Here is a 15,061-nt window from a genome sequence, read left to right on the forward strand (position 1 = left end):
AGACAGTGCAGCGATTGTGGTTCAGGATTGCTGGGAAGCGGGCAATAGCGAGAGGACGGTAGGTTCTCAGGCGCTACTGTGACGCTTTCACCAAATTCATCGCCGGTCATATTCAGACGGGCGCGTTCGATGTTGGGGTTGAAGCTATGAGTGAATCCGGTTCGGTTGTAATTATTGGTGGGGCGATCATCGGCAGCTTCGTTGCGTATTTTTTGCGCAAGGAAGGTTTTGAAGGAAAGATTCAGGTAATCGAGCGTGACTCCTCTTACCAGTTCTCTTCAACTGCACTGTCTGCTGCTTCCATTCGTACCCAGTTTGGATGTCATTTCAATATCAGCATGAGCCTGTTCGGTGCTGATATGTTCCGAAACATCAAAGATTGGTTTGGGCCGGAAGCTGATATCGGCTTTGAAGAGCGCGGATATCTCATGATCGGATCGGCGGAACATGCTCCTGTTCAGCGTGAGAATGCCCTGATTCAGCGTGAATATGGTGCGAATATTGACATCTTGACACCCGACCAGGCTAAAGAGCGTTATGGCTGGTTGAATGTTGAGGATGTTGGTATTGCAACCTACGGCGCCAAGAATGAGGGCTGGTTCGACGCTTGGGCGCTGATGCAGCTGGTACGTAAGGAAGCAAAGAAGCTCGGTGTTGAATACATCGATGGAGATGTGGTTGAGCTTCGCCAGGAGGCTGGGCGCATTTCGGCTGTTGAATTGAAAGACGGCACCGTGTTGCCCTGCGATTGGTGCGTTAACTCTGCCGGTGCTGCAGGCGGTAAGGTTGCAGCTCTGGCGGGTATCGATCTCCCTGTCGAGCCTCGAAAGCGCACTATCTTCCACATCAAGGCTCCAGTGCCCTCCGAGAACTTCCCGATGCTCTTCGATAACTCGGGCGCATGGATCCGCCCGGAGGGTGACGGGTTTATCTGCGGCATCGCGCCAGAGATGGCGCGCGACCCTCATGCTGAGGGCGATTACGAGCCAGATCACTACCTCTTTGAGGAGTTTATTTGGCCGCTGTTGGCCCATCGTGTGCCTCTGTTGGAGCAGGTTCGCATCCAGCGTGCTTGGGCTGGCCACTACGAGATGAACCTGCTTGACCACAATGGTGTGATAGGCCCTCATCCTGAGATCACCAACTTCCTCTTTGCAACTGGCTTCTCTGGCCATGGCGTTATGCATTCCCCGGCAACAGGTCGCGCGATCGCTGAATGCATTGTTCACGGTGGCTACAAGTCGATTGACCTCAGTGAGTTGGGATACAGCCGCATCATCAGGAACACCCCGATTGTCGAGGCGGTAGTCTACTAAGTCACTGTTGCTTTACCCCTCTATGTAACAATTTGCCTGAGTTTGGGGCGGCCTAGGCCGCCTCCTTTTTTTGCCCAAAATAAGTGCTGCAGGGTAGGGGCCTGGTTGTGGCCCAATGCGGGATTGGGTTGTGGGAGCTATAGGGTAGGCCCAGCGCGAGCGGTCGGAGATCATCGCCGACGCGAATCTGGTTGAGAGTAAAGAGGGCGCGTATCGAGGGATTCGAAGAGGCGCAGGGCGAGCTCCTTCCGCCCATCGCCGTAATCGCCTTCGCTCCCGCTGGTTAGCGGGGAGAGAAGACTTTTCTAAAGTGCGGGGATTAATACGAAGGGGCTCACATCCCTGATGTAGCGTTTCTGGCCAGGGTGTAGGAGATGATCCAGCAGACCGCTAGCATCGCGCTAATGAACAGGGCAACACCTTGCCAATGAAGTGCTGACCAAAACTCTCCACCTGCAGTGCCTGCAACGCTGGCTCCACAGTAGAAGGTGATTTGGTACAGGGAGGTAGCTTGAGCCTTCCCGCTGGTGGCAAAGCGCCCAATCCAGCTGCTAGCGGTCGCGTGTGAACCAAAGAAGCCAATGGTGAACAGAATGGTGCCGAGCACGATGGTTGGCAGTGAGTCAACGAGCGTCAAAAGGACGCCCAGGAGGGCCACCAGTATGATGCCTTTGAGAACCTTCGCGTGGCCATGGCGATCGGCCATGCTGCCGATTTTCGCTGAGCTGTAGGTACCCGTCAGGTAAACCAGAGAAAACAAACTAACTATGGTCTGCGATAAGTTAAAGGGCGCACCAAGTAGGTGGTAGCCGATATAGTTGAAGAAAGTAACCAGACTCCCCATCAAAAGAAAGCCGGCAACATATATATAAATTAGGTTGGGATTTTTTAGGTGGGGAATAAAGCCTGTGAAAATTCTCAAGCCTGATATTGTGCTTGCTTTGAAATGTTTTGACTCTGGTAAGAACTTCCAGAACATAACGGTGGCAGCGAATACTATTGCTCCCATCGCAGCAATTACCCAGTGCCACGACACGTAGTCGACCATCATGCCGCTGATCAGTCGGCCCGCCATGCCGCCAATGGCGCTGCCTCCGATATAGATACCTAGGGCGAATCCAACGTTTCTAGGGTCAATTTCCTCTGAGAGATATGTGATAGCTACAGCTGTTATCCCGCTCAATGCCAGCCCCACACAGGCACGCATAGCCAGGAGATACTCCCATTTTGTGGTGGCTGCAGAGGCTAGGGTCAATAGAGATGCGCCGAACAAAGCAATGACCATTACATTTTTCCGCCCCCAGGAATCAGAGAGTGGGCCTGTAAAGAAAAGCCCCAGCGCAAGGGAAATTGTGGAGATCGAGAGTGTTAAGCTTGATTGAGTTGCATCCACTCCAAATGCCGCAGAAATTGCCGGCATCATGGGTTGAACACAATAGAGCAATGCAAAGCTTGAAAAACCACCTGCTAGAAGTGCCAGGCACGTTCGCATGAACTGTGGCGTTCCTCTGCGAATATGTATGTCGTTAGGAGGCTCGACAGCAGGCGTTTGATGTCTATGTGATTCCTTTAAGCTACTTTCCACGTTACCACCTTTGAATAAAGTTACGTTCTTTTGACATCGGTTATTGGCAGGTCTGCATTCGAATGGTGCGGATTGGTTTTCTTGTTGCTGAAAATTTTAATCCCATGCCTGCCATGGGTCTTGTAGGTAGGCGGTTGTGTCGTGCGGTAATCTGCATAGCCTTGCAGATGGTGATGCTCCTATATTGTGCGCCAATTCTGAATGTGCACGGTTTCGATGCATTTTTACTGGGTGGTGTTTTGCATAATAATGAAGGGGTCATGTGGTGCCGGCGCTTTCAAGGAAATGTGCAGAAAACGGCATGAATGCTGCTCCTTTCCCACAAGCGACTAATGTAGGCCAGGCGTAGACTTGATGGATGGCTTGAGTGCGTATTCTTAAGCCCTACTAACTTAAAACAAGAAATAAGCAGGCGCCGACCGTGCTATATAGATCCATTTGCTGCCCTGGTTTCGCCATGATTCACAAAGTTGTGGATCAATCGGCTCTGCTTTTCATGGAGTAAGGGTATGTCAATTTCAAATCATATGAAGCGTAATCTGTCGCTGCTCGATCTAACCCTGATTGGATTGGGCGCCACCTTTGGCTCAGGCTGGCTCTTCGCTTCTGCCCATGTGGCCGGCTTAGCTGGGCCTGCGAGTATTATTTCGTGGGTGATAGGTGCTGCTGCGGTATTTATGCTTGGCCTGATGTACTGCGAGCTGGGTGCGGCTATTCCGGCTACAGGTGGTATCCTTCAATATCCGGTAATCAGTCATGGGCCGATGTTGGGCTATATGATGGGCGTGATTACCCTGATTGCTTATTCTAGTGTTGTTGCTATTGAAGTAGTTGCTGCCAGGCAGTACGCGAGTGCTTGGCTTCCCTCGCTAACTATCGAGGGAGGAAGTTCTCCAACCCTTATTGGTTGGTTGGTGCAGTTTTTGCTTCTTTGTATTTTCATGCTGGCGAATTACTTTAGCGTCAAGTCTTTTGCGCTGGCTAACAATATTGTTAGTGTTTTCAAGTTCCTTGTTCCTGTTTGCGTTATTTATGTTCTTTTCAAACATTTTAATGTTGAAAATCTGACTAAGGATGGGTTCGCTCCGAATGGCTTGAGTGGCATCGGGCATGCGGTCTCTGTAGGTGGGATTGTCTTTGCTTACCTTGGCCTGACGCCTATCGTCTCCGCTGCAAGCGAAGTGAAGAATCCTCAACGCAATATTCCCCTGGCACTGATCCTTTCCATCGCCTGTGCCGCTGTGATCTACATCTCCTTGCAGGTTGCCTTCCTGGGCAGCATCCCGGCAGACCTGCTTTCCGGCGGGTGGTCAGGGCTCAGCGAGAAGCTCCCATTGCCTTTCCGCGACATCGCTCTACTTTTGGGGGCTGCTTGGCTGGCATCGATTGTGGTCATTGATGCCGTCATCTCGCCAGCCGGTTGCGGTAACGTGTTCATGAACTCAACGTCGCGCATTGCGTGTGGCTGGGCGGCCTCGACGATACTCCTTAAAGGTTTCGCCAAGGTCGATGCCAAATCCGGAATCCCTCGTCGTGCGCTTTGGTTGACCTTCATTCTTTCAGTGGTATGGACGCTGCCATTCCCTTCTTGGGACAAGCTGATTGGCGTCGTTTCTGCTGCGCTGGTTCTGAGTTATGCGGTAGCGCCTGTATCGGTTGCGGCACTGCGCTACCGGGAGTTCAACCGTCCGTTCAAAGTGGCCGGTCTGGTCTGGGTTGGGCCTGTGTCGTTCTTCGTGGCGAGTTTGCTCGTGCTCTGGACTGGTTGGAGCGTTGTGTCTTGGCTCGCGGGCGCACAGATCCTTATCTTCTGTGTGCAAGCCTCCATCAAGTTGTTCCGTAAGGGCGGGTGGATAGATCAAATTATCCGCCAGGAAATCAAGTCGTCCCTGTGGATGGTCGCTTACTACGCCGGCATGCTCGTTCTGACCTGGGCTGTTGGCCCTGGTGGGGTTAGCCAGGGTGTGGTGATTGGTGCCACTGCCGTGTTCTCTGTGGCGATTTACTTCTGGGGGGCCGTATCCGGCTACAAGGAGCCTTATCCCGCCTACGCACGCGATCCTCAACTCGCTCAAGCTTAGTGATCAACTCAGCGGCCTTCGATGAAATTAAGGCCGCTTTCATTTCTTGGTAAATGACTGGGGCGGCAGATGAACTTCTTCAAGAAAGTTATCGAATTGCTTGATGAGCTGATGACCATGGAGCTTCCTCGCGACGATGAGGAGGCATTGATGGTTATGATTGCCTTTGCCCGTGGCTGAGTTCGAGGAAATACCCGTGTCGGATCACTCGGTGCCGGTTCTCATCGACCGGCCTGCTGATCCATCGGCAGTTGCATTGATCCTGCATCCCCACCCGGTTCTAGGGGTGACCCGAACCATAAAGTGCCCTTCACGTTGATGAGGTCGTTTTTCTCGCAGGGGATGGTCTGTTACAGGCCGACTCTCTGGTGAGGTGGAGCACTGCCTGACGGTAGTGTGGATGCGCGGGAAGATATCGCAGATGTAGTGAACCTGGTCGAATACATCTACAGTCGGGAAGGCACTGCTTCAATTTACATCGCTGGTTTCTCGTACGGCGCCTACGTTGCTGCAGAGGTAGTGGCCCGGATGCGGGCATTCGATCATTCCTTTCGGGATGTCATGCTCTGCGGTCTGCCGTATGGGTTGGTGTCCAGTGGCCGCCTCTATCCGACACCGGCTGTACACGGCGCGTATTTGATACACGGTGAGCTGGACAGTGAGGCGCCCCTTCCACAAACGATGGAGTGGGTTGGGGGCAGTAACTGCCATATCAAGGTTGTTCCGGGGGCTGACCAAGTTCACAGTGCTGGATGCGTTAGGGCCGGTACAAGCGTGCCTGGGGCAGGCGGTGAATAGCACCTCGCTGCGCAAACGGCTGGAGCGCTTGCGCGAGTTGGGGTGGGTGAGTGATACCGGGGAGAAGAACCAGCCCAGGCTGGGTAGGCCGCAGCAGTTGTATCAGTACACGCCGCAGGGGGAGCGGGCGTTTATGTTTGACCGCAGTCTGTTGCCGGAAGGGGGCTGATAGTGCCAGCACGATCGCCGATTCAACCGGATGATCTGGTAAAAATGCCAGTTTTAAAATCACGAGTATCTATCTAGGGTGAAGGTATCTGATGCTTGGAGGGGGTTTACGATGGATTGTCGCCTTCGGAACGTCAGCCTCCAAAGTAGCCCGAACCTTGATCTAGCCTATACGGCTTACGGTTTCGTCGGCATATCACAACATTCGTCCATTGTCGGATTCGCCGGACAGTGGCGTGACGCAGTGAGTGGTTTGTATCCGCTAGGACATGGTCGGCGTATGTACAGCCCTTCAATTAGCCGCTTTACCAGTCCTGATGGTTTAAGCCCGTTTGGTCGCGGAGGGATTAATGCGTATGCCTATTGCTCTGGCGATCCCGTGAATTATGTTGATCCTTCTGGGCATAATAGGTACGGACCTTGGGCGCAAGCGCGCCAAGATAGGCACAGCATGGATGGCCGTGTTTTGAGCGCTGCAAAATTATCGAAGAGTTTACGCCCTCAGCTTGAGCACTTCAGGCAGGCGGCTAAGAAAATGCACGAAGGAAACTCTTCAGGGGTGGTGGTTGCGCGTTTGTATAAACGTCAGAATCCGCACTATGCGTACAATCGATGGGATCTAGAGTACTCGTTTGGTAATGATGGCTTTACTGCGGATTTTGTGTTTGGGAATGCTATTGTATCTTTGCCGGCGGGTAAGTATGCGTTAAGTAAGAATATCTTTATATTGGGTGTTGGGGGTTATCAGCCTGCGCGGGGGCTCAAGAATTATCATTCTTATGAAGTAAGTTTGGCAGATATGGGGCGCTTTCATAAGCCTGCTGTTCAGCACGACAGGCCGCAGCTTGCAGAGTCAGCGTGGCCTGAAGTTGCTAACGCAATGTGGGATGTGCGTTTCCAAAGGGAGATTGGCCAGTTTGATAAGATGCTTGAACGCTATGCACCACCAGAAGCCCCTCCTTCTCCACCCCCTAGGCGACGTTAACTCTAGGCGTGAGCCTTCTCGCATTCGTTGAGCAGGCGCGGCATGCGTTTAGCCGCGCCAAGGGCAATTATTCAATGCGCGCAGCGGCTGGTATCGCCTTGCTCGGCCGGTGCCTTGCGTGCCGCTGCGAGAATAGTCGCCAGCACGATCAACGCAGCCCCCGCTGCCATGCGCAGGCTCGGCTGATCACCGAACAACCACCAAGCCCCGATGATCGCGTACACCGGCTCCAGCGCGATGATCATGCCGGCCGTACGCGCCTCCAGCCCTTCCAGGCTCTTGACGAACAGGAACTGCGACAGTCCGGTGCAGAACACCCCCAGCAATGCCAGGTTGACCCAGTCACTGCCGCCCAGGCTGGTATTGCCCAGGTGAGTAAAGGCAAACGGTGCCACCAGCGCAGCCACCACCACGTTCTGCCAGAACGCTACCTGCATGGCATTCATGCTCGAACCATTGCGGCGGTTGGCCACGGTCAGCAGGGCGAACGCCAGGCCCGAACCCAGGCCCCAGAGCAGGCCGACGGTGCCTTTGTCGAGCAGGTCGAAGGTCGGCACCACCAGCAGCAGGCCCGCAGTGACCATCAGCAACAGCAAACCTTGCACGGCACCAATGCGCTGGCCGAACACGCCGCGCTCGATCATGGCGATAAATGCCGGGAAGCTGGCGAAGCCCAAGGTAGCCACAGCCACGCCGCCGACCTTGACGGCAATGAAGAAGGTCACCCAGTGGGTAGCCAGCAGGGCGCCGGTCAGGCCCAGTACCGGCAGGTTACGCAGGGTCAGCGCATCGAGCAGGCGCGTGCCCTTGAGCCCGGCAACGAAGCCCAGGGCGATGAAGGCGAAAGTGGCGCGGCCGAAGGTGATGATGCTGGCGTCGGCCTCGATCAGGTGACCGAGGATACCGGTCAGGCCAAACAGCACAGCGGCGATGTGGGCAACACACAGGGCGTTACGGTGGCCGGTGGCAGCACCGGCTACGGGGATTGAAGTCGCGATCATGGCAGTCAAGTCTTCACAATGTGGCGCGCGCATACACTCCCGGTTGCGCGACGCGGGTCTCTAATACTGGGAGTTTTATCGTTATGAGCCCGGACGAACTGCCCGGTGCAAAAAGGCGCCACAGCGTTGGAATTGTGAAGCGAGGCTGTTTTACTCGCGGTTACCACGTCGGCCAGCCCACGGCGCGGGGCTGGTCGATGTGTGTATTATCTTTGTATACATGGTTTTCAGCCGATCGCGGGCGCCGTGTGCTTGTCTGATCGCGACATCGCTTGTTGCCTTGCAGCGCCGCGTCACTCGTCGCCGTAGTTCATGATCGACAACAGGCGGATTGGCACCTGCACCAGTTGCTCGGGGCCGTGCGGGGTTTCGCCGTCGAAGGTCAGGCTGTCGCCGGCCTGCATGTGATAGAGCTGGTTGCCGTGGCGGTACACCAGCTCGCCTTCCAGCAAATGGAGGAACTCGGTGCCGGGGTGGGCGAAGGTCGGGAACTCTTCGCTGGCGTCGTCCATGCTCACCATGTACGCCTCGAAGTTCTTCTTCGGCCCCCTGGCGTGATTGAGCAAGTGGTAGGTATGGCCCTTCTCGGTACCGCGGCGCACCACCTCCAGGCCTTCACCGGCTTTTACCAGCAGGGCATTGCCGTCGGGCTGGTCATATTGGCTGAACAGTTTGGCCATCGGCATGCCGAGCACGTCGCACAGGCGGCTGAGGGTGTCGAGGCTGGTAGACACCTGGGCGTTCTCGATCTTGCTCAGCATGCCCTGGCTGATGCCGGCGATGCGCGCCACGTCGGCGAGCTTGAGGGACTGGGCCTGGCGCTGGCGCTTGATCTGCAGGCCCAGGTACTGCTCCAGGCGAAGGCGCGGTTCGGTTTCGGTCGGCATCGAATGTCCTGCACGGTTTCAGTTCAAGAATAAAGGTTTCGCACTGGGAAAGTGCGAAATGCAGCTGCGTTGGCCGCTTCTTTCCTCAGGTGAAAACAAGTTTCCCATAAATAGAGCATAAAAACCTGCCTGGATTTTGGGTTGCCTGTTCCGGCCTCTTCGCGGGTGAACCCGCTCCCACAAGGGCCTGCGCTGCCTTGTGTGGGAGCGGGCGCGCCCGCGAAGAGGCCGGATAAGGCAACAAAAAACCAACACTTTGGACAAAGTTGGCAAGCGCATTGCATTCCTGAGAGGAAAGTAAGTTTCCCTTGCGGAATCATTGCCCCTTGCCCAGGAGTGTCCAACCCATGTTGCCAGCAGAAACCCAGCGCACCCTCGATCAGCACGGCATCAAGTACGTGCTGGCGCAGTTCGTCGATATCCATGGCTCGGCGAAGACCAAGTCGGTGCCGGTCTCGGGCCTGAAGATGGTAGCCGAGGAGGGTGCCGGTTTTGCCGGGTTCGCCATCTGCGGCATGGGCATGGAGCCGCACGGCCCGGACTTCATGGCCCGTGGCGACCTGTCCACCTTGATTCCGGTGCCGTGGCAGCCAGGCTACGGCCGGGTGGTTTGCGTGGGCCATGTCAACGGCCAGCCTTGGCCCTACGACAGCCGCTACGTGTTGCAGCAGCAGGTGCAGCGCCTGGCCGACAAGGGCTGGACCCTGAACACCGGCCTGGAGCCCGAGTTCAGCCTGTTCCGTCGCGACGAAGCCGGCAAGCTGCAGTTGGTGGACGCCTCCGACAACCTCGACAAGCCGTGCTACGACTACAAAGGCCTGTCGCGCTCGCGGCTGTTCCTCGAGCGCCTGACCGAGGCGCTGCAACCGGTGGGCTTCGACATCTACCAGATCGACCATGAAGACGCCAACGGCCAGTTCGAGATCAACTACACCTACAGCGACGCCATGGAGTCGGCCGACCGTTTCACTTTCTTCCGCATGGCCGCCGGTGAGATCGCCAACGACCTGGGCATGATCTGCTCGTTCATGCCCAAGCCCGACCCCAAGCGCGCGGGCAATGGCATGCACTTCCACTTGTCGCTGGCCAGCAGCACCAACAAGAACCTGTTCCACGACCCGTCCGACAGCAGCGGCATGGGCCTGTCGAAGCTGGCCTACCACTTTGCCGCCGGCCTGCTGGCCCACGGCCCGGCGCTGTGCGCTTTCGCTGCGCCTACGGTCAACTCGTACAAGCGCCTGGTGGTCGGCCGTTCGCTGTCCGGCGCCACCTGGGCCCCGGCGTTTGTCGCCTACGGCGCCAACAACCGCTCGGCCATGGTGCGCATCCCTTATGGCCGCCTGGAGTTCCGCCTGCCAGATGCCGGCTGCAACCCGTACCTGGTCACCGCCGCAATCATTGCCGCCGGCCTGGATGGCATCGACCGCCAGCTGGAACCGGGCGAGATGTGCAACGAGAACCTCTACAACCTCAGCCTGGAAGAAATTGCCGCACGCGGCATCAAGACCCTGCCGCAGTCGCTGAAGGAAGCCGCCGATGCCCTGGAAGCCGACCCGCTGTTCCGCGAGGTGCTCGGCGCCGAGATCGTCGACGAGTTCATCAAGCTCAAGCGCATGGAGTGGGTGGAGTACTGCCGCCACGTCTCCGACTGGGAAATCCAGCGCTACACCGAATTCTTCTGACCCACCCCCTCTCGGGCGACCGCCCCGTGCGGCGGCTGCCCTCTGCCTGGAAGGAGCATCACCATGTGTGGAATCGTAGGTCTGTACCTGAAAAAACCCGAGCTGGAAGCCCAGCTCGGCAAGCTCTTCGAACCCATGCTGCAAGCCATGACCGACCGTGGCCCGGACAGCGCCGGCTTCGCCATCTATGGCGACGAAGTTGCCGATGGCTGGGTCAAGCTGACCCTGCAGGCCACTGATATCAACTACCCCTGGACCACCCTGATGGGCCAGCTGGAAGGGCGCCTGGGTTGCTCGCTGGACTGGTTCCAGAACGCCAGTGCCGCCGTGCTCAAGGTGCATACCAGTGAGGCCGCTGCCCGCGAAGCCTTGAGCGAGCTGGCGCCGGACGTTCGCATCATGAGCGCCGGGCAGAGCATCGAGATCCTCAAGGGCATGGGCCTGCCAGCGGAAATTTCCAGCCGCTTCGGCCTGGCCGGCATGAAAGGCAGCCACATCATCGGCCATACCCGCATGGCCACCGAAAGCGCGGTGACCATGGAAGGCAGCCACCCGTTTTCCACCGGCGCCGACCTTTGCCTGGTGCACAACGGCTCGTTGTCCAACCACTTCCGCCTGCGCCAGGAACTCAAGCGCGAAGGCATCAGCTTTGAAACCGACAACGACACCGAGGTGGCTGCGGGCTACCTGACCTGGCGCCTGCAGCAGGGCGACAGCCTGGCCCAGGCCCTGGATGGTGCGCTGGAAGACCTGGATGGCTTCTTTACCTTCGCCATCGGCACCCGCAACGGCTTTGCCGTGATCCGCGACCCGATCGCCTGCAAGCCGGCCGTGCTGGCCGAAACCGACGACTACGTGGCCATGGCCTCGGAGTACCAGGCGCTGGCCAGCCTGCCGGGCATCGAGAACGCCAAGGTCTGGGAGCCGGCCCCCGCCACCCTGTACGTCTGGGAGCGCGAAAGCGCCTGACCTGCCACCGAACCACTGGAGAACCTTATGAAGACGATCGACCTTTCCAGCACTTCGGTGCGTGTACTCAACCAGTCCTTGCACGGCGAGGTGCAGGACCACGAATGGCGGGTGACCCACCCCGACGGCAAGCACAACCTGGCCGTGGGCATCAACGCCGCCGTGGCCGTGGATATCGAAGGCCATGCCGGCTACTACTGCGCCGGCATGAACCAGCAGGCCAGCGTCACCGTGCACGGCAACGTCGGTGTGGGCGTGGCCGAGAACATGATGTCCGGCTCGGTGCGGGTCAAGGGCAGCGCCTCGCAGGCTGCCGGCGCCACCGCCCATGGCGGGCTGCTGGTGATTGAGGGTGACGCCGGTGCGCGTTGCGGCATTTCCATGAAGGGTGTGGACATCGTGGTCGGCGGCAGCATTGGCCATATGAGCTGCTTCATGGGCCAGGCCGGGCGCCTGGTGGTGTGTGGCGATGCCGGTGACGCGCTGGGCGACTCACTGTACGAAGTGCGCATCTACGTCAAGGGTTCGGTGCAGTCGCTGGGCTCGGACTGCATCGAGAAAGAGATGCGTGCCGAGCACCTGCAAGAGTTGCAGGCACTGCTGAACCAGGCCGGCCTCGACCACAAGGCCGCCGATTTCAAACGCTACGGCTCGGCCCGCCAGCTGTACAACTTCAAAGTCGACAACGCCAGCGCGTACTGATCCAGGAGCATTCCCATGAGCGAGCAATTCCCACCGGTACTGCGTGAGTCGGCTACTTTCGATCGCCTGACCATCCAGGAAATCCAGCGTGCCGCCGAAACCGGCATCTACGACATTCGTGGCGGCGGCACCAAGCGCCGCGTGCCGCATTTCGACGACCTGTTGCTGCTCGGTGCCAGCGTGTCGCGTTACCCGCTGGAAGGCTACCGCGAGAAATGTGGCACCGATGTGGTGCTGGGTAACCGTTTTGCCAAGAAGCCGATCCACCTGAAGATCCCGGTGACCATCGCCGGCATGAGCTTCGGCGCGTTGTCGGCCAACGCCAAGGAAGCGCTGGGCCGTGGTGCGACCATCGCCGGCACCAGCACCACCACCGGTGACGGTGGCATGACCCCGGAAGAGCGCGGCCAGTCGCAACACCTGGTGTACCAGTACCTGCCGTCGCGCTACGGCATGAACCCCGACGACCTGCGCAAGGCCGACGCCATCGAGATCGTGCTTGGCCAAGGCGCCAAGCCGGGCGGTGGCGGCATGCTGCTGGGCATGAAGGTGACCGAGCGCGTGGCTGGCATGCGCACCTTGCCGATTGGTGTCGACCAGCGCAGTGCCTGCCGCCACCCGGACTGGACCGGGCCGGACGACCTGGCGATCAAGATTGCCGAGATCCGTGAGATCACCGACTGGGAAAAACCGATCTACGTGAAGATCGGCGCCAGCCGCCCGTACTACGACGTCAAGCTGGCGGTGAAGGCCGGTGCCGATGTGATCGTGCTCGACGGCATGCAGGGCGGTACTGCGGCTACCCAGGAAGTGTTCATCGAGCACGTCGGTATCCCGATTTTGCCAGCTATCCCGCAGGCGGTGCAGGCGCTGCAGGAAATGGGCATGCACCGCAAGGTGCAACTGATTGTCTCGGGCGGTATTCGCAATGGTGCCGATGTGGCCAAGGCCATGGCGCTGGGGGCGGACGCGGTGGCTATTGGCACGGCGGCGCTGATCGCCCTGGGCGATAACCACCCGCGGCTGGACAGCGAGCTGAAGAAGATCGGCTCGGCGGCGGGATTCTATGACGACTGGCAGAACGGCCGCGACCCGGCTGGCATCACCACCCAAGACCCGGAGCTGGCCAAGCGCTTGAATCCGGAAGAGGCCGGGCGCCGGCTGGCCAACTACCTGCGGGTGCTGGTGTTGGAGGCGCAGACCATGGCGCGGGCGTGTGGCAAGTCGCACTTGCATAACCTCGACCCGGAGGACCTGGTGGCGTTGACCGTGGAAGCTGCGGCAATGGCACGGGTGCCTTTGGCGGGTACCGCGTGGGTGCCGGGCCAGGCGCAGTACTGAACCATCGGTAATTGGGGCCGCTTTGCGGCCCATCGCGACGCAAGGCCGCTCCCACAGGAGACCGCGCAAAGCTCGGCGACTGCGGTCCCCCTGTGGGAGCGGCCTTGTGTCGCGAAAGGGCTGCATAGCAGCCCCAGGGCACCCCCACCATTCACACAGGAGTGACTCCATGAAGCACCTCACCCTCGCTGTAATGTTGTTAGCCCTGACTTCCCAGGCCCACGCCGCCGAACCCACCCTGGACACCGGCAACACCGCCTGGATGATCTGCGCCGCGATGTTCGTGCTGATGATGTGCATCCCGGGCCTGGCGCTGTTCTACGGCGGTATGGTACGGGCCAAGAACTTCCTTTCGGTGTTCACCCAGCTGTTCGCCGTGGCCGGTGCAATCGGCATTCTCTGGGTGCTGTTTGGCTACAGCCTGGTGGTTGACACCACTGGCATGGTCGAGGGCCAGCTGACCTTCAACAGCTTTATCGGCGGGCTGGACAAGGCTCTGATGCTGGACATCGGCCATGACAGCCTGGTCGGCACCATCCCTGAAGGCGTGTTCGCGGTGTTCCAGCTGACCTTTGCCATCATCACCCCGGCGCTGATTGCGGGTGGCTTTGCCGAGCGCATGAAGTTCAGTGCCTCGCTGCTGTTCATGGGCGCCTGGTTCGTGCTGGTGTACGCGCCCATCGCTCATATGGTCTGGGGCGGGCCGGGGGCATTAATGGTCAACTGGGGGGTGCTGGACTTTGCCGGCGGTACGGCGGTGCATATCAACTCCGGCGTGGCGGCCCTGGCGGCGGCGTTGATGCTGGGCAAGCGCAAGGGCTACCCGCAGGTGGCCATGCCGCCACACAACCTCGGCTTTACCCTGGTGGGGGCCGGGTTGCTGTGGGTGGGCTGGTTCGGCTTCAACGTAGGCTCCGGGCTCGCGGCCAACCAGGGGGCAGGGGTGGTGATGCTGGCGACCATGGTGGCGGCCTGTGCGGGGATTGTGGGCTGGTTGTTGACCGAGAAGGTCATGCATGGTCGGCCAACGGCCTTGGGTGCGGCTTCGGGGGCCTTGGCCGGGTTGGTGGGTATCACACCGGCTTGCGCTTTTGTCGGGCCACTGGGGGCGGTGGTGATCGGCCTGTTGACCGGGGCCATCTGCTTCTTTGCCGTGACCCGGCTCAAGCAGGCGCTGGGCTATGACGACAGCCTGGATGTATTCGGCTTGCATGGTGTGGGCGGGATGGTCGGGGCGATCCTGACCGGGGTATTTGCCGCGCCGGCGCTGGGCGGGTATGTGGAAGGGGCGTCGCCGATCGGGCAGGCGTTGGTGCAGTTGAAGGGGGTGGTGTTCACCTTCGTCTATTGCTTCGTGGTGAGTTGGGCGATTCTTGGGGCCATCAAGCTGACCATCGGGCTGCGGGCCAGCCGGGAAGAGGAAGAGCAGGGGCTGGACCTGGCTGAGCACAATGAGCGGGCCTACAACCTCTGATTGATCTGGTGCCTGTACTGGCCTCTTCGCGGGTGAACCCGCTCCCACAGGGATATCACAAAGCTCAGGGCC

General features: G+C 58.8%; 11 protein-coding genes and 2 pseudogenes. 10 read left to right on the forward strand and 3 right to left on the reverse strand.

Going from position 1 to position 15,061, the window contains the following annotated elements:
• Positions 1-146 precede the first annotated feature (146 nt).
• Positions 147-1,316 (forward strand): FAD-binding oxidoreductase, encoded by a 1,170-nt coding sequence (locus ABE456_RS13980; RefSeq protein ID WP_346644436.1) that lies wholly within the window; start codon positions 147-149, stop codon positions 1,314-1,316.
• A gap of 334 nt (positions 1,317-1,650) precedes the next feature.
• On the opposite strand, the gene ABE456_RS13985 is transcribed toward ABE456_RS13980, so the two are convergent.
• Positions 1,651-2,808 (reverse strand): MFS transporter, encoded by a 1,158-nt coding sequence (locus tag ABE456_RS13985; RefSeq protein WP_346644437.1) that lies wholly within the window; start codon positions 2,806-2,808, stop codon positions 1,651-1,653.
• A gap of 602 nt (positions 2,809-3,410) precedes the next feature.
• Here ABE456_RS13985 and ABE456_RS13990 point away from each other — a divergent pair.
• The 4 genes and pseudogenes from ABE456_RS13990 (at position 3,411) to ABE456_RS14005 (ending at position 6,933) form a co-directional block, all read left to right on the forward strand.
• Positions 3,411-4,982: an APC family permease gene (locus ABE456_RS13990; protein WP_346644438.1), complete on the forward strand. Its 1,572-nt coding sequence runs from the start codon at positions 3,411-3,413 to the stop codon at positions 4,980-4,982.
• 736 nt (positions 4,983-5,718) lie between these two features.
• Positions 5,719-5,949, forward strand: a pseudogene (locus tag ABE456_RS13995) (NUDIX hydrolase); the annotation flags it as partial.
• Between the two features lie 111 nt (positions 5,950-6,060).
• Positions 6,061-6,342, forward strand: a pseudogene (locus ABE456_RS14000) (RHS repeat-associated core domain-containing protein); the annotation flags it as partial.
• Positions 6,343-6,399: 57 nt separating this feature from the next.
• Positions 6,400-6,933, forward strand: a complete 534-nt coding sequence (locus ABE456_RS14005) for a hypothetical protein (protein ID WP_346644446.1) — start codon at positions 6,400-6,402, stop codon at positions 6,931-6,933.
• A 71-nt stretch (positions 6,934-7,004) separates the two neighbouring features.
• Here ABE456_RS14005 and ABE456_RS14010 read toward each other — a convergent pair whose 3' ends face one another.
• Both ABE456_RS14010 and ABE456_RS14015 read right to left on the reverse strand, forming a co-directional pair.
• A complete protein-coding gene (locus ABE456_RS14010) occupies positions 7,005-7,934 on the reverse strand; it encodes a DMT family transporter (RefSeq protein WP_346644439.1) in 930 nt (309 codons plus the stop codon).
• A 293-nt stretch (positions 7,935-8,227) separates the two neighbouring features.
• Positions 8,228-8,821 carry a helix-turn-helix domain-containing protein gene (locus ABE456_RS14015; protein WP_039613872.1) on the reverse strand — a complete coding sequence of 198 codons (594 nt, stop codon included), beginning with the start codon at positions 8,819-8,821 and terminating at the stop codon, positions 8,228-8,230.
• A gap of 347 nt (positions 8,822-9,168) precedes the next feature.
• Between ABE456_RS14015 and glnT the strand changes: the two genes are divergently transcribed.
• From glnT to ABE456_RS14040, 5 genes are all read left to right on the forward strand, one after another.
• Positions 9,169-10,503 carry a type III glutamate--ammonia ligase gene (gene glnT, locus ABE456_RS14020; protein WP_346644440.1) on the forward strand — a complete coding sequence of 445 codons (1,335 nt, stop codon included), beginning with the start codon at positions 9,169-9,171 and terminating at the stop codon, positions 10,501-10,503.
• A 63-nt stretch (positions 10,504-10,566) separates the two neighbouring features.
• On the forward strand, positions 10,567-11,472 hold the full coding sequence (locus ABE456_RS14025; protein ID WP_346644441.1) for a glutamine amidotransferase family protein: 906 nt from the start codon (positions 10,567-10,569) through the stop codon (positions 11,470-11,472).
• 27 nt (positions 11,473-11,499) lie between these two features.
• Positions 11,500-12,174, forward strand: coding sequence for a protein glxC (locus ABE456_RS14030; RefSeq protein WP_346644442.1), 675 nt, complete (start codon positions 11,500-11,502; stop codon positions 12,172-12,174).
• 15 nt (positions 12,175-12,189) lie between these two features.
• Entirely contained in the window at positions 12,190-13,515 is a 1,326-nt protein-coding gene (locus ABE456_RS14035) for an FMN-binding glutamate synthase family protein (RefSeq protein ID WP_016715698.1), read from the forward strand.
• 169 nt (positions 13,516-13,684) lie between these two features.
• Complete coding sequence (locus ABE456_RS14040; protein WP_346644443.1) at positions 13,685-14,989, forward strand: ammonium transporter; 1,305 nt, start codon at positions 13,685-13,687, stop codon at positions 14,987-14,989.
• Positions 14,990-15,061: the final 72 nt, after the last annotated feature.

Source organism: Pseudomonas sp. TWI929 (assembly GCF_039673335.1).
Taxonomy (GTDB): Bacteria; Pseudomonadota; Gammaproteobacteria; order Pseudomonadales; family Pseudomonadaceae; genus Aquipseudomonas.